The sequence below is a fragment of the Solirubrobacter ginsenosidimutans genome (genome assembly GCF_027587205.1).
Window position 1 is genome coordinate 58,652 of the sequence record NZ_JAPDOD010000007.1, and the last position, 18,782, is coordinate 77,433.

General features: G+C 69.3%; 16 protein-coding genes. 7 read left to right on the forward strand and 9 right to left on the reverse strand.

Annotated elements, in window-relative coordinates:
- Positions 1 to 5 precede the first annotated feature (5 nt).
- The gene (locus tag OM076_RS10865) at positions 6 to 1,286 is read left to right on the forward strand and encodes a diacylglycerol/lipid kinase family protein (protein ID WP_270039824.1); all 1,281 of its coding nucleotides are present in this window, start codon (positions 6 to 8) and stop codon (positions 1,284 to 1,286) included.
- A 3-nt stretch (positions 1,287 to 1,289) separates the two neighbouring features.
- On the opposite strand, the gene OM076_RS10870 is transcribed toward OM076_RS10865, so the two are convergent.
- Positions 1,290 to 1,508: an amphi-Trp domain-containing protein gene (locus tag OM076_RS10870; RefSeq protein ID WP_270039827.1), complete on the reverse strand. Its 219-nt coding sequence runs from the start codon at positions 1,506 to 1,508 to the stop codon at positions 1,290 to 1,292.
- Between the two features lie 258 nt (positions 1,509 to 1,766).
- On the opposite strand from OM076_RS10870, the gene OM076_RS10875 reads away from it, so the two are divergent.
- Positions 1,767 to 3,152, forward strand: a complete 1,386-nt coding sequence (locus OM076_RS10875; RefSeq protein ID WP_270039830.1) for a DUF2252 domain-containing protein — start codon at positions 1,767 to 1,769, stop codon at positions 3,150 to 3,152.
- A 67-nt stretch (positions 3,153 to 3,219) separates the two neighbouring features.
- Here the strand turns inward: OM076_RS10875 and OM076_RS10880 are convergent, their stop codons facing one another.
- From OM076_RS10880 to OM076_RS10905, 6 genes are all read right to left on the reverse strand, one after another.
- On the reverse strand, positions 3,220 to 6,762 hold the full coding sequence (locus OM076_RS10880; protein ID WP_270039831.1) for a ThuA domain-containing protein: 3,543 nt from the start codon (positions 6,760 to 6,762) through the stop codon (positions 3,220 to 3,222).
- Positions 6,763 to 7,021: 259 nt separating this feature from the next.
- Positions 7,022 to 7,840: a flagellin N-terminal helical domain-containing protein gene (locus tag OM076_RS10885; RefSeq protein ID WP_270039833.1), complete on the reverse strand. Its 819-nt coding sequence runs from the start codon at positions 7,838 to 7,840 to the stop codon at positions 7,022 to 7,024.
- A gap of 143 nt (positions 7,841 to 7,983) precedes the next feature.
- A complete protein-coding gene (locus OM076_RS10890; RefSeq protein WP_270039835.1) occupies positions 7,984 to 10,344 on the reverse strand; it encodes an arylsulfatase in 2,361 nt (786 codons plus the stop codon).
- A 100-nt stretch (positions 10,345 to 10,444) separates the two neighbouring features.
- Positions 10,445 to 11,059 (reverse strand): hypothetical protein, encoded by a 615-nt coding sequence (locus OM076_RS10895; RefSeq protein WP_270039838.1) that lies wholly within the window; start codon positions 11,057 to 11,059, stop codon positions 10,445 to 10,447.
- A 74-nt stretch (positions 11,060 to 11,133) separates the two neighbouring features.
- Positions 11,134 to 11,523 (reverse strand): hypothetical protein, encoded by a 390-nt coding sequence (locus tag OM076_RS10900; protein ID WP_270039840.1) that lies wholly within the window; start codon positions 11,521 to 11,523, stop codon positions 11,134 to 11,136.
- Positions 11,524 to 11,590: 67 nt separating this feature from the next.
- Positions 11,591 to 11,800, reverse strand: a complete 210-nt coding sequence (locus OM076_RS10905) for a PadR family transcriptional regulator (protein ID WP_270039842.1) — start codon at positions 11,798 to 11,800, stop codon at positions 11,591 to 11,593.
- A gap of 163 nt (positions 11,801 to 11,963) precedes the next feature.
- Between OM076_RS10905 and OM076_RS10910 the strand changes: the two genes are divergently transcribed.
- Together OM076_RS10910 and OM076_RS10915 are read left to right on the forward strand one after the other, a co-directional pair.
- On the forward strand, positions 11,964 to 12,704 hold the full coding sequence (locus OM076_RS10910; RefSeq protein ID WP_270039999.1) for a helix-turn-helix domain-containing protein: 741 nt from the start codon (positions 11,964 to 11,966) through the stop codon (positions 12,702 to 12,704).
- A gap of 206 nt (positions 12,705 to 12,910) precedes the next feature.
- Entirely contained in the window at positions 12,911 to 13,867 is a 957-nt protein-coding gene (locus tag OM076_RS10915; RefSeq protein ID WP_270039843.1) for a hypothetical protein, read from the forward strand.
- 295 nt (positions 13,868 to 14,162) lie between these two features.
- On the opposite strand, the gene OM076_RS10920 is transcribed toward OM076_RS10915, so the two are convergent.
- On the reverse strand, positions 14,163 to 14,570 hold the full coding sequence (locus OM076_RS10920; protein ID WP_270039845.1) for a nitroreductase family deazaflavin-dependent oxidoreductase: 408 nt from the start codon (positions 14,568 to 14,570) through the stop codon (positions 14,163 to 14,165).
- The gene (locus tag OM076_RS10925; protein WP_270039847.1) at positions 14,570 to 15,007 is read right to left on the reverse strand and encodes a VOC family protein; all 438 of its coding nucleotides are present in this window, start codon (positions 15,005 to 15,007) and stop codon (positions 14,570 to 14,572) included. Before OM076_RS10925 ends, OM076_RS10920 begins: the two co-directional genes overlap by 1 nt.
- Before the next feature lie 184 nt (positions 15,008 to 15,191).
- On the opposite strand from OM076_RS10925, the gene OM076_RS10930 reads away from it, so the two are divergent.
- The 3 genes from OM076_RS10930 to OM076_RS10940 are packed head-to-tail and all read left to right on the forward strand — an operon-like array spanning position 15,192 to position 18,747.
- Entirely contained in the window at positions 15,192 to 16,052 is an 861-nt protein-coding gene (locus OM076_RS10930; protein WP_270039849.1) for an aldo/keto reductase, read from the forward strand.
- A gap of 9 nt (positions 16,053 to 16,061) precedes the next feature.
- Positions 16,062 to 17,366: an SGNH hydrolase domain-containing protein gene (locus OM076_RS45985; protein ID WP_270039850.1), complete on the forward strand. Its 1,305-nt coding sequence runs from the start codon at positions 16,062 to 16,064 to the stop codon at positions 17,364 to 17,366.
- A 55-nt stretch (positions 17,367 to 17,421) separates the two neighbouring features.
- Positions 17,422 to 18,747: a cytochrome P450 gene (locus OM076_RS10940; RefSeq protein WP_270039852.1), complete on the forward strand. Its 1,326-nt coding sequence runs from the start codon at positions 17,422 to 17,424 to the stop codon at positions 18,745 to 18,747.
- Positions 18,748 to 18,782 lie beyond the last annotated feature (35 nt).

Consider the following 18,782-nt stretch of genomic DNA (forward strand, 5'->3'; position numbering starts at 1 on the left):
AGCGCGTGAAGCTGCGGCTCCTCGCGGGGTTGGCGATCGTCCTCGCGGCGGTCACGTGTGCGGCCGCCGTGTACGCGGCGGTCGCCAACTTCCCGCGCGGCCTGATCCTGGCGGTGCTGTTGATCGCCGCGGCCGGCAGCGCGTGGTTTGGGCTGCTGCGCACGGATGCTCGGCGGGTCGCGGCGCTGATCGCCGCTGGGGCGCTCGCGGTCGCGGCCGTCGTGCTGGTGATCGTCGACTCCGGTGTGCTCGAGCTGGTCTTGATCGTGGTCGCGGCGTTCGCGACCTTCGCCACCGCCAAGGCGCTCTTCTCGATTCACCTGTCGCTGCCCAGCGCACCCGACCCGGCGCGGCCGGTGCTCTTCTTCAACCCGAAGTCCGGCGGCGGCAAGGCGGAGCGGTTCAAGCTCGCCGACGAAGCTCGCGCGCGGGGCATCGAACCGATCGAGCTCGGCCCGCCGTGGGACCTCGAACAGCTTGTACGCGACGCCGTCGCCGGCGGCGCCGATGCGCTGGCGATGGCCGGCGGCGACGGGTCGCAGGCGATCGTGGCCGCGATCGCGGCTGAGTGTGGGCTGCCCTATGCGTGCATCCCGGCCGGCACTCGCAACCACTTCGCGCTCGACCTCGGCGTCGATCGCAACGATGTGGTCGGCGCGCTCGACGCGTTCGTGAGTGGCGGCGAGAGACGCGTCGACCTCGCCGAGGTCAACGGCCGCGTGTTCGTCAATAACGTCTCACTCGGCCTATACGCGGACGCCGTCCAGCGTGACGGGTATCGCGAGGCGAAGCTCAGAACCATCCTGGGCGCGCTGCCCGAGGTCCTGGGACCTGAGGGCACCGGGCTCGACCTGCGCTGGACCGGGCCGAGCGGGAGCGAGCATTCCGCCGGTGCCGCGATCCTCGTCTCCAACAACCGCTACCGGCTCGGCAGGGCGGTCGGGTCGGGCACCCGCCCGCGCATCGACGACGGCCTGCTCGGGATCACCGTTGCCGGCGCACCTCGAGGGCGCGGTGGGCGACGGCGCCTGCAGAGGCCATGGCGTGAATGGACGGCGCCGGAGTTCGAGGTCCGCTCCGACGGGCCGATCGCGGCGGGCATCGACGGTGAGGCGCTGATGCTCGAAGCCCCGCTCCGGTTCGCCATCCGCCCGGGTGTGCTCCGGGTGCGGATCGCCCGCGCGCACCCCGGTGCATCGCCCTCGACAAGGATTCCGGACAGCATGCTCGCCACTTGGCGCGAAGCGGTCGCCATCGCCGCGGGACGGGCCGGGCAGGTCCGATAGGGGCTACCAGCTCAACTCGATCTCGAACTCGCACCCGTCGTCGCCGACCTCGAGTTCGAGCTTGAGGTCGAGCTCGTCAGGGACCTTCACCTTGAAGCGCATGCCGCCGCGGTCGAACTCGATGTCGTTGTGACGCGCGAGCATGTCAGCGAGACGGTGCAGCCGCGCCGCGGCCTCCTCGCGCCCGACTCGCTCTTTCTGCTCTACCTCGAAGATCTCCATCTGTGCCCCCTTTGGTCGTGCGACCGGCTGGACTCCAACACGCCGCAGCGACCCAGGCGTCACCCGTTGGGGATGATTCGAGGCTGCGATCTCGTCCTGAGTGGGTGATGCGGGCCTGAGGGACAGCGGATAGCAATAGCGATGTCAGGAGGTTTCGCCGCAATGGCAAGGAGACGCTCGGTGAGCACCGCAACCGCAGACAGCAGCGCCAACGGCGACGCAGGTGCCGCGCGAGGTCCGTCCAGGCCGCCTCGCCGCGTGGCGCATCCTTCGAAGGCCGAGCGTGCGGCCGCGGGAAAGGCCGCGCGCGCTGAGGTCCCGCGCTCTTCGCATGCGGTGTGGGAGCCGCCGGCGGACCGGCGCGATCCGATCGAGCTGCTCTTGGAGGAGGAGCAGACCAGGGTTCGGGACCTCGTTCCGATCAGGCATGGGCGCATGCTGGTGTCGGCGTTCACGTTCTATCGCGGCACCGCCGGCCTGATGGCCGCCGACCTGGCTGGGTCGCCGCGCACGGCACTGCACACGCAGCTGTGCGGCGACGCGCATCTCTCGAACTTCGGAGCGTTCGCGGCTCCCGATCGGCGCCTGATCTTCGGCCTCAACGACTTCGACGAGACGCTGCCCGGCCCGTTCGAATGGGATGTCAAGCGCCTCGCTGCGAGCTTCGCGGTCGCCGGGCGCGACCGCGGCTTCGACGCCAAGCAACGACAGCAGTCCATCCTGGCCGCGGTGCGGTCATACCGTGTCGCGGTGCGCGAGTTCGCGGAGATGCGACGGCTGGATGTCTGGTATGCCCGGCTGGACATCGAGCAGCTGGCCGCGCGCTGGTCATCGGATGTCAGCGCGAAGCAGGTCAAGCGCTTCGAGCGCAACGTCGCCAAGGCACGCACGAAGGACAGCCTCCGAGCTTCGGACAAGCTCACCCACGTCGTGGATGGCCGCGTCCGGATCATCAGCGACCCGCCGCTGATCGTGCCGCTCGAGGAGCTCGAGGGCGAGTCCGTGGCAGTCGAGAACACGGTCCGCAGTGTGCTGCGCTCGTACCGCCGCTCGATGCAGAACGACCGCCGCCATCTGCTCGAGGGATTCGAGTACGCGCACTCCGCCCGCAAGGTCGTCGGTGTCGGCAGCGTCGGCACGCGCGCCTGGATCGTCCTCTTGCTCGGGCGCGACGAGAGCGACCCGTTGTTCTTGCAACTCAAGGAGGCCGAGGCGTCGGTGCTGGAGCCCTATCTCGGCGCCAGCAGATTCGGACACAGCGGCCAGCGCGTGGTCGAGGGACAGCGGCTGATGCAGTCGGCCAGCGACATCATGCTCGGCTGGACGCGCTCGACGGACGCTGAGGGCGTCGATCACGAGTTCTACTTCCGGCAGCTGTGGGACGGCAAGGGATCGGCGATCGTCGAGACGATGGAACCCGCCGCGCTGACGGCGTACGCGGAGATGTGCGGCTGGACGCTGGCGCACGCGCACGCACGCTCAGGCGACGCGGTCGCGATCGCCTCCTACCTCGGTGCCGCCGACACGTTCGACCGCGCACTGGCGACGTTCGCCGAGGCCTACGCCGACCAGAACGAGCGCGACTTCGCCGCGTTCAGCGCGGCCATCGCCTCTGGGCGAATCGAAGCGGTGACCGGGCTCTGACGACGGCACCGGGATGACTGAGTCGCGCCGCCGCCGTGTTGCTGGCGGCGGCGCGACTCGACTCAGATCACGGAGTCGTGGTCGACAGCGTGAACGTCAGGGTCTTGCTGTAGCTGCCGGTGCGCAGCGCGTCGTTGGCGCCGATCGACTGCTTGAACGTGACCGGGACCGACTCGTTGGAGGTCGGCGCAGACCACGACTTCAGCGCGGTCGGAGCCGCGGAGCCGCCCACGGGCGCGAACGCCCCGCCGCCGCTGGCCTGCAGCGTCTGCGGAAGCGAGTAGGTACCGTTGACGAGCTTGCCCGTCGCGGTGGCGCTCGGGTCGGCGACCGAGAGGGTCGCGTCGCCGGCGGTGGAGACCACGGTCGCCGTGGTGGCGGCCGTGTAGTCCTTGGCGACGCCGGGGGTGAACGCCCCGAACGTGGCCGGTGCGCCGAGGGTCAGCGCGAGCGTGGCCGGCACGGCGCCGCCGACGGTGCCCGGCTGGTCGTTCGTGTAGGCCGGCGCCGGCGGCGCGACCTCGTTGCCGGTCATCCAGTTGACGAGCTCGACGCCCTTGGACTGGATGTCGAGCAGGGCCTTGCCACCGTCGCTGCCGACGTTGGCCACGTTCTTGGCCTGGGCGACGAACTGCTTGGCGAACGTCGCCGCACCCGCGTCGTCACCCGCGCGGTGCGCGGCGTCGGCGCTGGCGAGCGAAGCGCTGAGCGCGGTGTTGCCGGCGGCGTTGACGCCGCCGCCCGCGACCGCGGCCGCCAGCATGTCCTTGACCTCGTTGAACGTGACGCAGTTGTCGTACGTCTGGCCGCTCGTCCACTGGATGGCGTTGAGGATCATCGACTGGAACCACTTCTCGTTGGCGTACTGCCAGTTGTGGCCGAGCACCGTGGTGTAGGAGCGGGCACCCTCGAAGTTGCGGCACCACGTCATCGGGTGCACGTCACTGTTCATCAGCGGCCCGGGGCTGTAGCCGATCTGGTTGATGACCGAGTCCTCGTTCTCGTACTGCAGCGGGTGCACGATCCCCATCTCAACCGGGTTGCGGTTGGTGTTGTAGAGCTCGTCGACGCTGAAGAACCGGTTGGGCACCTGCGCCATCGACGCGTGCGCGGGATCGGCGGTCGTGTACTCGACGCTGCCGCCGGCCCCGGTGTCCACCAGGATGCCGCCGTTGGAGTTGCTGCCGTGGTTGGTGAAGCCCGCGCCGTTGAGGTCCATGTACCACGGGTTGTTCTCCAGCGAGTCGGTCGCGCCATGGATCGACACGAAGCCGCCACCGTTGCGGATGTACTGCTGCAGGTTGGCGAACTCCGTCCCGTTGACGGTCGACGTACCGCTCAGCCCGACCGTCGAGTCGAAGACGATCGTCTTGTACTGCGCGAGCTTCGCCGGGTCCAGGAACGGGCTGGTCGTCAGCGACACGCCGGCCGGAGCGTTGCGGCCCGGTGAGGTGCCGATGGCCGGATCCCAGATGTCGATGTCGAAGCCGTTCTGGGCGCCGAGCTGCTGGATCATCCACTCGAAGTCGACGATCGACTCGTGCCGGTAGCCGCCGGCGCGGCCCGTGATGAGGACCTTGTACTTCGCGTTGGGAATGGAGACGGGCACGACCGGGTTGTAGAAGAACCGGATCGCCTGGACGCCGGGCTCGGGGGTCCCGACCGTCACGCCGGTGCCGGACGTGTCGACCGCGGTGCCCTGCAGCTGTGAACGCAGCGCGGAGCCGGCGGACGACAGGACCGCGTTGCCGCCGGCGGCCGTGACGAACGACTGCAGCGAGGTGATCGCCCCCGCGGTGTCGCCGCCGTCGGACTTGGTCTTGGCGTCAGCGAGCAGCCCTTGCAGTTCGGTCTGCTTGGCGGCAGTGATGATCGGACGCGGGTTGGAAATGGTGACGCCTGTCGCATGCGCCTTGGTGAGCGGCGTGGCGAGGATGACGTTGTTGAGGTTCGTCGCCGTCCCGGACGCGTGGTCATGGGCCAGCGGCGCGCTGAGGATGACGTTCGGCGCCGGCGCCGCGGGCAGCGGCGAGATGTGCTTGGCGACGGTGACGACCTCCTGGTTGGCGCCCGTGTCGAGCACGATCGGCTGGCCGACGACCGGGCCGTTGTTGCTCGGCGGCTGCGCGCCGCCCGGGAGCACCTCCGACGAGTAGGAGGCGATGCGGACCGCGTTCGCACCGGCGGACGCCGGCGCGGTGAGCGTCGTCGAGACGGTCGGCGGCGGGCTGAGCGCCTTGGAGACCGTCACGGTCTCCTGGTTGGCGCCCGAGTCGATCACGAGCTGCTGGCCGGGACGGAAGCCCCACGGGGTCGCCAGCCGGAGGCCGGTCGCGCCCACGGCCGTCGCGCCGTTGAGCGTGGTCGTCAGCGCGTTGTTCGCGAGCTGGTCGATCACGGTCGAGAGGTCGGCGAACGAGGTCGTGACCGCGAACGTGTTCGTGTACTTCGACGCGTTGCCGGCGCTGTCCTGGAGCGAGACCGTCTCGGTGTGCTTGCCGACGGTCAGCGTGTTCAGGGCCACCGCCTTCGGGATGACCTGCGTGCCGTCGAGCGTCATCAGCCGCGGCGCCGAGCCGCCGGCGCCGTTGGTGACGGTGTCGGTCGGGTCAGCCAGGCGCGGATCGGCGAAGGTCGGCGTCAGGGTCTGCGACTGGAGGATCTTGCCGTCCACCACCTGCGGGACGTACACCGAGACGCCGTTGAGGTGATTCTTGGTCAGCGCGCTCGTCAGCACGACGTTCGGCGCCGGAGCCGCCGGCGCGGGGCTGACGACGCTGGCGATCTTCACGGTCTCCGCGTTGGCACCGCGGTCGAGCTGGAGCGTGTCGCCGGCGGCGCGGCCCGTCAGGCTCGCGAGGCGGATCTGCGTGTCGCCGGCGGCGGCCGCCGGAGCGCCCGTCGTCGCGTTGTTCGGCTGCAGCGTGGTCGGCGTCGGGCCCCAGATCGCGATCGGGGCCTTGGTGTCGATCTGCAACGTGATCGTGTTGTAGAACGCCGTGCCGGCGACCGTGGCGTTCGCGGCGTGCGCGTTGGCCAGCGGCGCCGTCAGCGTCACGTTGGGAGCGGGGGCGGCGGGGGCGGGGGTGACGATCGTCGCGATCGTCGCGGTCTCCTGGCCGGCGCCGGTGTCGATGAGGAGCGAATCGCCCGCACCGCGGCCCGTCGTGCTCGTCAGGCGGACCGCGGTCGCGCCCGCGGTCGAGGCCTGATTCAAGGTCGTGTTCGTGGTCGCGCCGCGGGAGAGGTTGCCCGAACTGTCGACCGCGCGGTAGCGCACCGATGTGTTGCCCTCCTGCGACAGCGGCACGCTGGCCGTCGCCGCCGGACCCGCCGTGACCGGGACGTCGACATAGGTCGCGCCACCGTCGAGCGAATACTGGAACTTCGACACCGCGACGTCGTCGGTCGCCGACAGGGTCAGCGTCTGCGGCGCCGTGATGCGCCAGTTGCTATTGCCGTTCGGCGGCGCCGAGAACGCCGCCGGCGCCACGACCGGCGCCACCGTGTCGGCTGCCAGCGCGGGCGAGACGACCGCCAAGCTCAGTACGGATCCGACGACGGCAGCCGGCAACGCCGACGGCCACTGCCGACGGCTCGATTCCCTCATGGACATGGCTCTCCTCGCGACCCAGGGCGCATTGACCTGACGCATTCGTGCGTCGAGACGCCGCCGAGCCTAACTCCCGAGAATTCCAAGTGTCAAGGACTTCTCGACGTTTGTTGCTCGCCTAGATAAATGAGAGCTTCATGATTCAGCTCCAGGTTTTCCTTTGGGGAATGCCCTGTGGCGCCTGCACCGAAGCGCGGAGCGGCACGGTAAAGGTCTATTTGTTGTGTGGGACATCAAACTCCCCCGGGTGCAAGCGCTAGCGGAGCAGGGAGAGAACGCCTTGCGGGGCCTGGTTGGCCTGCGCGAGCATGCTCGTGCCGGCCTGCTGCAGGATGTTGAGCTTCGTGAACTTGGTCATCTCCTCCGCCATGTCCACGTCGCGGATACGCGACTCGGAGGCGGTGAGGTTCTCCTGGTAGGTGGCCAGGTTGTTCAGGCGATGCTCGAGGCGGTTCTGCACGGCGCCGAAGGCGGCGCGGCCGGTCGAGACGTCGTTGATGGCGGCGTCGATGTCGGAGACGCCGATGGCCGCGAGCGTCGTGGTGTCGGAGGCGGCGAGGACGACGGCGACCGCGGAGCCGCCGGCCAGGTCGACCGCGCTGGCGGCGATGGTCTCGCCGTCGTTGGCGCCGACCTGGAAGCTCAGGGCGTTCGTGGAGTTCAGCAGCTTGGTGCCGTTGAAGGCCGTGTCGGAGCTGATGGCCGTGATTTCGGTGCCGAGCTGGTTGACCTCGGCGGCGATGGCGTCCTTGTCCTCGGTCGCCAGCGTGTCGTTGAGCGACTGGACCTTCAGGTCACGGATGCGCTGCAGCATCGAGTGAACCTCGGTCAGCGCGCCTTCCGCCGTCTGGACCAGCGAGATGCCGTCCTGGGCGTTGCGCTGCGCCTGGGCGAGGCCGCCGATCTGACCACGCATCTTCTCGGAGATCGCGAGACCCGCGGCGTCATCGGCGGCGCGGTTGATGCGGTAGCCGCTGGAAAGCTTCTCCATCGACTTCGACGCGGCGGACGCCGTGGCCGTCAGCTGACGGTGGGTGTTGAACGCCTCGACGTTGTTCTGAATACGAAGGCCCATGATTCAACTCCTTGTTGATCGGGTGGGAGGGCTGACTTCGAGGCAACTCCATGTCGCCTCGGTCCCATACTCGACCGGCCCGCGCCGGGCTTTAAGGTGGATTCGCTCCCGATCTGACCTTTGTCGCGGAGGGTGACGTCGCGTTATTGGATGGCCATGGCGATGCGGAAGCGTTCCTCTGCGGTGATGAGGTGGTCGTTGTCGTTGAGGCCGGCGTCGAGCTGGACCCACTTGATCTTGCCGTTGAAGGCGCTGGTCGTTCCGGTGTAGTCCTCGCTGACCGGGGTGCCGACGTCGCGGCCCAGGTCGCAGGTCTCGTCGCCGGAGTAGAGCATCGGGACGGTCGCTTCGACGCGGCCTTCGCCGACCTTGTCTCCGTCGACGTAGAGGGTCACCAGGCCGCCTTTGGCGAGGCCGCCGCCGTCGTAGGCGAACTCCATCCGCAGTTGGTGCTCGCCGGCGGGCATGGGTGTGTCGGCTTCGACGTAGAAGCGATTGAGGCCGGCGAGGTTGTGGCAGTACTTGGGACGGCCTTCGTGCAGGTACAGCGACCAGCCGGCGAACGCGCCGCCCTGGGCGATGATCACGCCCTGGCCACCGCCATCGGGGATCTCGACCTGCGCGGAGACGGCGTGGGACTTGTTCTTGAGGTTCAAGACCGAGTTCTCGCTCAAGCGGCCCATGCCGCCATAAAGGATCTGCGTGTTGCCCTTGACCAGCACCGGGCGGCCGGCGAGGTCGGAGTTGAACCGTTCGATGCGCCGGTCGTCCAGCGGCAGCACGTTGTACTTGACGGCCTCGATCAGCCACAGGCGTTGGAGCTCGGCGAGCTTGTCCGGGCGCTCGGCGGCAAGGTCGCGCGCCTGCGTCCAGTCGGTGCTGGTGTCGTAGAGCTCCCAGACGTCGTCGTCGAGCGCGGGCAGCGCGTCGTGAAACTCCCACGGGACGCTGTGGCGCGTGACCGCGGTCCAGCCCTTGTGGTAGATGCCGCGGTTGCAGAACATCTCGAAGTACTGCGTCTCGCGCGCTTCGGGCGCAGCGGTGTCGTCGAACGCGTAGGCCATGCTCACCCCGTGCAGCGGCATCTGCTGGATGCCGTTGACGAACGTCGGTTGCGGCAGGCCGGCGACGTCGAGGACGGTCGCGGCGACGTCGATGATGTGGTGAAACTGCGAGCGGATCTCGCCGCGCGCCTGGAAGCCGTTGGGCCAGTGCACGATCGCGCCGTTGCGGGTGCCGCCGAAGTGCGAGGCGACCTGCTTGGTCCACTGGTACGGCGTGTCCATCGCGTGTGCCCAGCCGACCGCGTAATGGTTGTAGGCCGCTGGCGTTCCAAAGGCGTCGATGTGCGCCGCCATGAACTCCGTGGTCTCCAGCTGCGCGGCGCCGTTGAGCGAGATGATCTCGTTGAACGTCCCGTTCAGGGTGCCTTCCCCGCTGGCGCCGTTGTCGCCGATGATCACGTAGACGAGCGTGTCCTCGAGGATCCCGAGCTCGGCGAGCGAATCGACGAGCCGGCCGATGTGGTGATCGGTGTGCTCCATGAAGCCCGCGTAGACCTCCATCTGACGCGCCAGCACCGGCTTGAGGTCCGCGGGCAGGTCGTCCCACGCGCTGATCTCGTCCGGGCGGGCCGTCAGCTCCGCGTCCGCGGGGATCACGCCCAGTTCCTTCTGACGCGCGAACGTCTGCTCGCGGATCGCGTCCCAGCCGGCGTCGAAGCGGCCCTTGTACTTCGCGCTCCACTCCGGCGGGGCGTGATGCGGCGCGTGCGTCGCGCCCGGCGCGAAGTACATGAAGAACGGCTTGTCCGGCATCAAGGACTTCTGCTGACCGATCCAGGTGATCGCCTTGTCGGTCATGTCCTCGGTGAAGTGGTAGCCCTCCTCCGGCGTCTTCGACGGCTCCACCGGCGTCACGCCGTCATACAGTGCCGGGTAGTACTGGTTCGTCTCGGCGCCGACGAAGCCGTAGAAGTACTCGAACCCGCTCCCCAGCGGCCACTGGCGGAACGGGCCCGCGGGGCTCGTCTCCCACACCGGCACCTCGTGGCACTTGCCGAGCTGCGCGGTGCTGTAGCCGTTGAGCTTCATCGTCTCGGCCAGCGGCGACGCCGTATCGGGCAGGATCGAGCTGTAACCGGGCGCCGACGTCGCGATCTCGGTGATCCCGCCCATCCCCACCGCGTGATGATTGCGGCCGGTCAACAGCGCCTGCCGGGTCGGCGAGCACAACGCCGTCGTGTGGAAGCGATTGAACCGCAGCCCCTGGTCCGCGAGGCGCTCGAAGGTCGGCGTCTCGCACGGCCCGCCGAACGCGCTCGACGACCCGAACCCGGCGTCGTCGAGCATCACCACCAGCACGTTCGGTGCACCCGCCGGCGGCCGCAGCGGCTCGATCGGCGGGTACGACGTGTCCGGGTCCTTCGCGTCGTAAGTCGTCAACCCCACGTGGGCTCGGTGCGGGATCGGAAGGACCGAACGCGGGACGTCAGAGGCAGCCATTTGTCGATCCTTCAGTCGCGGACGCGGTCATGCCCGGATCCGCGTCAGCGCAGCGGGTCGCGAAGCGCACGGAGCGTCGCGCACACCGACTCCCGAGACATCACCCCGATCGCATGATCGGGACGCTGCCGGGGACGCCCGACGTCGTCGTCCAGGTCACCGATCCGGTGGTGATGGCCAGCGACTTCGCGTCCACATCGCCCGCGTCCACGGTCGCCAGCAGGTGCGCCTCGTGGAACTTGCGCTTGCCGAACTGCGCGTAGGCGATCACTTGCGCGGTCGAGTTCTCCACGTGCTGGAGGATCGCGACCGAGCCGTCGGGCGCGACCACGACCGCCTGCCCGGTCTCGGCGAACGGGATGTCGTGATCGGGCTGGATGCTCGCCTCGGCGGACGCGCCGGTGCGCAGGTCGACCCAGCCGGCCGTCCAGCCGAGGTTGTCGCCGCCGACCCACTCGCGGATGAACGAGAGCCTGTGCCCGTACGGCTTCCAGTCGTAGACGTCGTCCAGCGACCCGTCGTTGCCGTAGGCGAAGAGTCGCGGGCGGCGCAGGACGGCGCTGCACGCGTAGAACTCGGTCCGCTGGTACAGCGTGAAGACGCGCGTGCGGGCGTGCTCGTAGAGCGTCTTGCCCGAGTTGCACGTCACTTTCGCGTCGGCGCGGCTCGGAACCAGCAGCACCAGCGCGAGGGCGAGGACAAGGAAACGTGGCACGCAGGCGATCGTGCCGGTCCGTTCGGCGCCATGCAATCGGGGACCCACCCCGAGGTTTCGCCCAACCCGGGCGGCTACGCCCGTGGCACGGAGGTGGAAGCGCGCCGCCACGCTGCCGACCTGAGCTGCAGCATCGTCACGTAGGCGATCAGCACGAGCGTCGTCAGCCCGACGCCTTTGATCGGGCTCGCGGTCACGGCGAGACACACCACCCCGCCGAGGACCACGACCGGGAGCGTCTGGACGAGCAGCTCCTTGTAGGCGTTGGGGATGTCACCGCCGAAGCGCACCATGTAGGCCGCGCAGTACACGAGGCCGAGCGTGAGCCCGTCGAGCGCGAAGTGCGGGAGCGACGATCGGCGCTTGACGCCGGTCTGCTGGCACAGCTCCGCCGACGCGCGTTGCAGGCCGAGCGCCCATCGGAATGCGACGAGCCCCGTGAGTGCCGCGCGGTGGCCTGCCACTCCGCGGCGTAGCGGGTTCGCAGGTCCTGGGGGAGTCGCGCCAACGCCCGCGCGACGAGCCAGTCGGTCATGCGAACCTCACCTTCGCCGTGGGTTTGGGCGCTTCGCGGAAGGGCTTCAGCGCCGCCTCGGCTGCGGCGAGCCCGGTCGGCGTGATCGCGTACAGCCGCCGTGGTGGGCGCCCGACCGCCGAGCTGTCGACGTCCTCGCTCCAGCTACGCAGCCAGCCCTCGGCCTCCAGCCGGTGCAGCGCGGGGTAGATCGTCCCGCTCTTCAAACCGGTCCGCCCCATCGTGCGGCCGACCCAGCTCCTCGAGGGCTCCGGGCGCCCTCGAGGAGTGCAGAATCGCAGAGTGCAGCCGCGATTCTGTCATTCCGCGTTGGGCAGAATCGCTGTATTGCGCAGTTGTTCTGTGGATCTGCACTATGATGCACAGGTGATGGCGCCCGCACAGCGCACTGAAGCTGAGCGTGTGTACGAAGAGCTCCGTCGACGTGGAGGTACGGCTACGGTGGCCGACATCGCGTCAGCGCTCGGCGTGCACCGCAACACCGTGCGCCGCCAGCTCCAGCAACTCGCCGGCGACGGCATCGTGGTCGAGCGTGCGCGTGGCAAATACCAGCTCGCTCGCCAGCATCTCGGATTGTCCCGCTCGGCCATGAAGCTTGTCGAGATTTTGGAGACCGCGCGCCTGGCTGCGCACCTGACGGGGTTCGATCTCCTCGCGCCGGATGCCCATCAGCACATGCGCCGGCTATCGCATCTGGTCTATGCCGAACCGCTCGCGCTCGAGAGCACCGAGTTCGAGCTCGAGGCCAACGATCTCGTCGTGCTGCGAGCGGAAATCGCAGCTGGCGTAAGGGTCCCGGAGAGCGTCGAGACTGTCGTCCTTCGCGGCCAGCCGGACCCAGAGCGCTACTCGGTGTACGGTCACGTTGCGTCGCGGGAAAAGGCCTGGGTGGATGCGCTGCGCGAGTCGAGCCGGCGCGTCATCAACATCGAGCCGTTCGAGCTCGGCAGGCTGCTCCGGATCCTCGTGGACCGAGGCGCCGATATGCGCTTTCTGAGGCGGTACGCGACCCAGCTCGGCTACGCCGACCGGGTACGAGCCGCGACCGAGGGCACAACGCCGGACGACTCGCGCGAGCTCCACGCACTGCGCGCCGGGTACACCGCATGAGTGCGTTCGATCTGACGCCCCACCTAGGGCGGTTCAAACTCGACTGGCAGAGCGACCCGTCAAGGCTCCCGCGCCCGAGAGGCGCGGATCACCTCACGATCGAGACGGCGGCTTGGCTTGCCGAGATCAACGAGCAGCTCACGGACCTCGCGGGCGAGTTGGAGATCACGCTCGTACTGATGGGCGGGAACGCAGCTGCGCTCCGCATGGAGGTCACCAGCCAGCGCGGCAGCCGTGACAACGACTACCTCACGGATGCGTCGGAGGCCGAGATCGACGCGCTTATGGCGGCGTTCGCCGAACGATTCGCACCGCTTGCCCCGTACTTCGTGCCTGAGCTCTACGTGCCAGAGGGCGCGCGACCACTTCCGCTGTGCACGTACCACATGAGCGCGCCGGCGGTCTACGCAGAGACGTTCAACGGCTTGCACCAACTCAAGATCGAGTTCCACGTGGACATCAAGGAGCTGCCCCCGTCCGAGACGATCATCAGCCCGCATTTCGCTCTTCCGCAGCCAGTCCGGGCAAGGGTTCCCCGCGTCCCGTACCAAGTCGCGCTCAAGCTCCTGACGCTGGCCGACCCTCCCGTGGGGCTCGATGTCGGACGCGAGGGCGTGCTTCCGCGGCAGGTCTACGACCTCGCCGGTCTCGTGCCCCAGGTCGAGGGCGACGAAGCCTGGGCCGAGATCCAGGAGTATGCGCGTGCGCTCTACGTGAAGGAGTGCGGGGTCAACGAGATCGAGCCGGAGGATGGCGAGCCGTGGCCCGGGATCGAGCAGCGGCTGGCACATTGGGCCCGCCTTGACGAGGACCAGGAACAGGGCCACGCGGTCGAGACCTTCCAGCAGACGCAGGTTCCGAGCACTGCCCGGATCGGTCGTGCCGCGTGGCGCGCGCGGATGCGGATGATCCAGTTCGCCGCACGTTGCGCCGCGATCGGTCGCGACGGTGCGCGGGTCTGGGACCAGGCATCCGCGATCGAGGCCCGGCTTCCGGCCCGTCCCGGGCCGAAGCGCGAGATGAAACCGTTCCGCGATGCTCTCGTCAACGCGACCGGCCTGAAGACCAACGCGATGGCACCTCGGGACCACTTCTGGGAGGGCATCGTCGAGGCCGACGACCCGGCCGCGTTGCTCGACGAGATCGCATCGCAACTCCCGTAGTGGATTACGCATAGCGCTCGTCGGGCGATTGGCGCAGACGCCGTTGTTTCGAGAGCACCTTCACGTACTTCGGTTCGACCACGACAGGGCTGCAGGCGCGACATCGCAAGAAGCTCGTCGAACGACGATGGACTTCGCTGACCGACGAGGTCGCGTCTGCGTTCTCGGACGATGCGCGACGGCGGCTTCGCGGATCCGACCGGGAGTCTGAACAGCCGTCCAACGGCGTGTGGAGCCGTGCGGCTTGTTCCGGGCCGAGCGCGTTTGGCGTCGTGGAGTTGAGCGTCGATTCGGCCTAGCCCAGCTCGAGGACCACCACCGGGATCTCGCGGTCGGCGTTGGCCTGGAACTCGTCGTAGGGCGTCCCGGTCGCGTTCATGATGCGCCACAGCTCGGGCTTCTCCTCGGCCGTGGCGACCCGCGCGCGAGCGGTGTGGTGGTCGCCCTTGACCTGCACGGCCACGCTCGGATCGTCCTGAAGGTTGAGAAACCAGCCGGGGGGATCGCCGCCGCCGTTGGAGGCCACGACGAGGTAGGCGTCTCCGTGCCGCTGGTAGATCAGCGGCGTGGTCCGCTCGACACCCGAGTTGCGGCCGGTGGTGGTGAGCAGCAACACGGTGGTTCCCTGCCAGTCGTGGCCGTTCTCGCCGTCGGTTTCGCGGTATCGGTCGACGTGCTCCTGACCAAACAATGGAACACCCATCAGCTGATCTTCTCCGCCAGCTCGACGATGATCCCGGCCGGGCCGCGCACGTAGCAGAGCCAGTAGCTGTTCTCGTAGTTCACGAGCTCGCCGACCAGCTCGCCGCCATGCGCTCGCAGGGCGGCGAGGGATGCCTCGATGTCGTCGACGGCGAAGAGGAGGTGGCGCAGGCCCGGGGTGTTGGCCGGCGCCGGGCCGTCGTCGCCCTCGTATGCGGGCGAGCGGTACTTGGCCAGCTCGACCTTGCCGTTGCCATCCGGAGTCCGCAGGATCACGACATCCGCCCGCACGCCCTCGAGCCCGTTGATGCGATCCACCGAGCCGCCTTCGACGGACGCCTCGCCCTCCAGTTCGAGCCCGAGGGCGGTGAAGTACGCGGTCGCCGCCGGGAGATCGTCGACGACGATGCCGATGTGCTCCAGGCGCAGGACGGTCATGAACGGCCTCCGGTCAGCTCCTGCGGCGTGTAGTCGTCGTGCTGTAGATCGTTCGGCATCGTGGTCTCCCTGCGTCGTGGGCCGCGCGGCTCGCGGCCCTTCGCTTGGTGAGCGGAGCCGGTCAGCGCTTCTCGACATGGATTACTCAATCCGCTCAGCGCCGGCCTCGCCGTACGCTCTGGCCATGGAGCATCGCGCGCTCGGCCCGCTTTCGGTCTCGATCCTTGCCCTCGGCTCGTGGCAGACGTACGAGCGCATTCCGCGCGCCGACGGCGTCGCCGTGCTCAATGCCGCACGCGACGTCGGCATCACGTTTCTAGAGACGGCGCGCTACAACGCCTCGGGCCCGGACGCACCGCTGGCCACGGGCTATTCCGAGGTGGTCTTCGGCGAGATCTTCCGTGCGTCCGGCTGGCCGCGCGATGAGGTCGTGCTGGCCAACAAGCTGTGGTGGGAGTTCTGGCCCGAACAGTCGGTCGCCGAGGAGCTCGACGCGTCACTGCAGCGCACGGGCATCGACCACTTCGACTTCATCTACTCCGACCCGCCCCCGCCCGACGTCCCGATGCAGGAGGTCGTCGACGCGGTGGTCGGCCTGGTGCAGGCAGGCAAGGTCCGCGCCTGGGGCGTCGTGAACTGGACGCCGGAGAAGATCGCCGAGGCGCGTGCGTTGTCCCCGATCCAGCCGGTGGCGGCCCAGCTGCCGTATTCGCTGGTCTTCCGCTCGATGGTCGAGGACCCGGCGATGGTCGACGCGATGGGCCCGATGGGCGTGGTCGCCTCCGCGGTGCTGGCCGGCGGCGCGCTGACGGGCAAGTACGCGGACGGTTGTGCCGGTCGCCTCTCCGGCCAGCTTGAGGACGCGCGGTTCGCCGCCGCGTTCGCGGAGGCGGAGCGGCTGCGCGCACGCGCCGCGGATCTCGGGACGAGCCCGGTCGCGCTGGCCATTCAGTTCGCCGCGCGAGCGCCTCGCGTGACATCGGTGCTGTTGGGCGCGACATCGCCCGCGCAGGTACGTGAGAACGCCCGCGCTGTCGAGCAGTAGGGTGCGCACGTGTTCGACGCGCCGGCGCCGCCGTGGAACCCGACGCCGGTCGTCCATGTGTCGCCGGCGACGCCCCGGGCCGCGCCGCTGGATCTCGCGTCGGCCTCGCTCGGGCAGCACGGGACCAAGCTCAAGCTCGTGATCACGACGCGCGGCAGCGACAAGCCCGCCAAGCTCGTGGGTCACGGGCAACGCGTGCTGTGTCTGGACCTCGTCTACGGGCATCCGCGGGAGAAGGCCGAACTGTGCGTCGGGAGGTTCCGCGACCGTCTGGTCCTGCGCCGCGTCCCGCTCGACCGATCCGGGCCGGCCAAGCGCATCGCCGCGACGGTGACGCGGAAGAGGACAACGCTCACGGCGAAGTTCACGCCCGTCGACGCGGGCCTACCGTTCGGCCCGTTCCGGTGGTCGGTTCGCAGCCGCTGGGACGACGGCACCGACGCGCTGCCCAGCCATGGGACGATCGCGGCGCGCGCCCGGCTGCTGGCGGAACCCAAGTGCTTCGGCGCGGCCGCGCTGGACGCGCAGTCGCCGTGCACCAACTCGGCGCTGCGGACGGTCGCCACCCCGACACCGGAGGAGGCGCTGCTCATCCCGGGCGCGCCGTGCACCGTGCTCGACGCGACGCCGATCCTGGCCCCGTGCCACTTCGGTGTCGCCCCGAGCGAGACTCGCGAGTGGGTCGCGCTGGTCGGTGACAGCCACGCGGAGCACTGGCGCGCGGCCCTCGACGTCGTGGCGCAAGCCAAGCGTTGGCGCGTTGTCGCGATGACGCGCGGGGGCTGCCCGCTCACCGACACCCCGGTGCGGCACTACCCGCCGCCACAGGCCGCCGAGTGCCAGAGCTTCAACGTCGCCGCCCGAGACTGGGTCGCTGACCACCCCGAGGTGCACACGGTGTTCGTCTCGGCCAACGACATGTCGCAGTTCGCCGGCGACGCGGTCGCCGGCTACCGGTCGGCGTGGCAGTCGGTCGCCAAGAGCGTCAAGCGCATCTACGTGCTCCGCGACACGCCGAGCCGGGTCAGTCTCGACACCAGCCCGTGCGTCGAGCGGCTGCTGCGCGCGCGGCACGCGATCGGCTCTCGCTGCGCCGAGCCGCGCGCAGGCGCCCTTCCGCCCGATCCACAGGTCGAGGCCGCGCAAGCCCCCGGCGACGACCGCGTGCGACTGCTCGACCTCTCCGACTCCATGTGCACGGCGACGCTCTGCCCGCCCGTGGTCGGCGGCGCCCTCGTGCTCAAGGACGACGACCACCTCACGCGCGCGTTCTCAGAGACGCTCGGCCCGTACCTGCTGCGAGCCCTCGGCTAAGTTCGGGGTGGCTTCCCGATTGGCTCGTCCGCCCGCGTTGCGTACCGTCGCGACCATGCTCACGGAGGCCGCCACCCGCACCCTTGCCGACCTGCCCGGGCCGCGCGGGCTGCCCGGCGCCGGAAACGCCCTGCAGCTCAAGGCGGACCGCCTGCACCTCAAGCTGGAGGAGTGGGCGCAGGCGCACGGCCCGATCTTCCGCTTCGCGATCGGCCGCCGCACGATCGTCGTGTTCGGCGAGGCCGACCCGATCAACGCGATGCTGCGCGAACGCCCGGACGGCTTCCGCCGCTGGACGGAGATCGAGAGCGTCTTCCGCGAGCTCGGCATCCACGGCGTCTTCTCCAGCGAGGGAGCCGACTGGAAGCGCCAGCGCCGGCTGGCGGTCACGGCGCTCAACACGGATCACCTGCGCCGCTACTACGAGATCATCCGCGCCTGCACGGAGCGCTTGCACGGCGTCCTGGAGACCGCCGCGCGAGCGGGCGAGCCGTACGACATCCAGTCCGCGTTCATGGCGTACACGGCCGACATCACCGCGTGGCTGGCGTTCGGCTACGACCTCAACACGCTCGAGCGCGAGACCGAACTGCAGCAGCACCTCGAGCGCGTCCTGCCGCTCGTCTCCCGCCGCATCTCCGCGCCGTTCCCGTACTGGCGGATCGTCACGCCGCCGAAGGACCGAGCAGCGCTGCGCAGCCTCGCCGAGCTGCGGGTTGCCGTGGCGCAGTTCATCGGCCAGGCGCGCGGGCGCATCGCCGCCCACCCGGACGAGCCGCCGCGCAACTTCCTCGAGTCGATGCTGCTCGCCGAGGAGTCCTACACCGACGAGGAGGTGTTCGGCAACGTCCTCACCATGCTGCTCGCGGGGGAGGACACGACGGCGCACTCGCTCGCCTGGACCTCGTGGTACATGGCCTCCTCGCCCGCCCTGCAGGAGATCCTGTTCACCGAGGCGCGCGACATCCTCGGGCAGGACACGCACGCGCGGGACCCGCAGACGGCCGACCGCTTCGAGCACGCCGACGCGACGCTGCGCGAGACGATCCGGATGAAGTCGGCGGCGCCGCTGCTGTTCCTCGAACCGCTGCACGACACGACCGTCGGCGGCGTCGAGCTGCCGAAGGGCACGCACGTGATCGGTCTCAGCCGCTACGCCGAGGCCGACGCGGCCGACGAGAAGCGCCAGCTCGCGTTCGGGGCCGGCCCGCGCTTCTGTCCCGGGCGCAATCTCGCGCTGCTCGAGGCGCGCTCAGCGCTGGCCATGCTCGCCCGCAACTTCGAGGTCAGCCTGCCTCCGAACGCCCCCGAGGTCGAGGAGCGCTTCGGCTTCACCATGTCCGCTCACGGCCTGAAGGTGCTGCTGCGCGAACGCCGATGAGACGTCGGCGCAACGACGAAGGGCCCCGGTCGCCC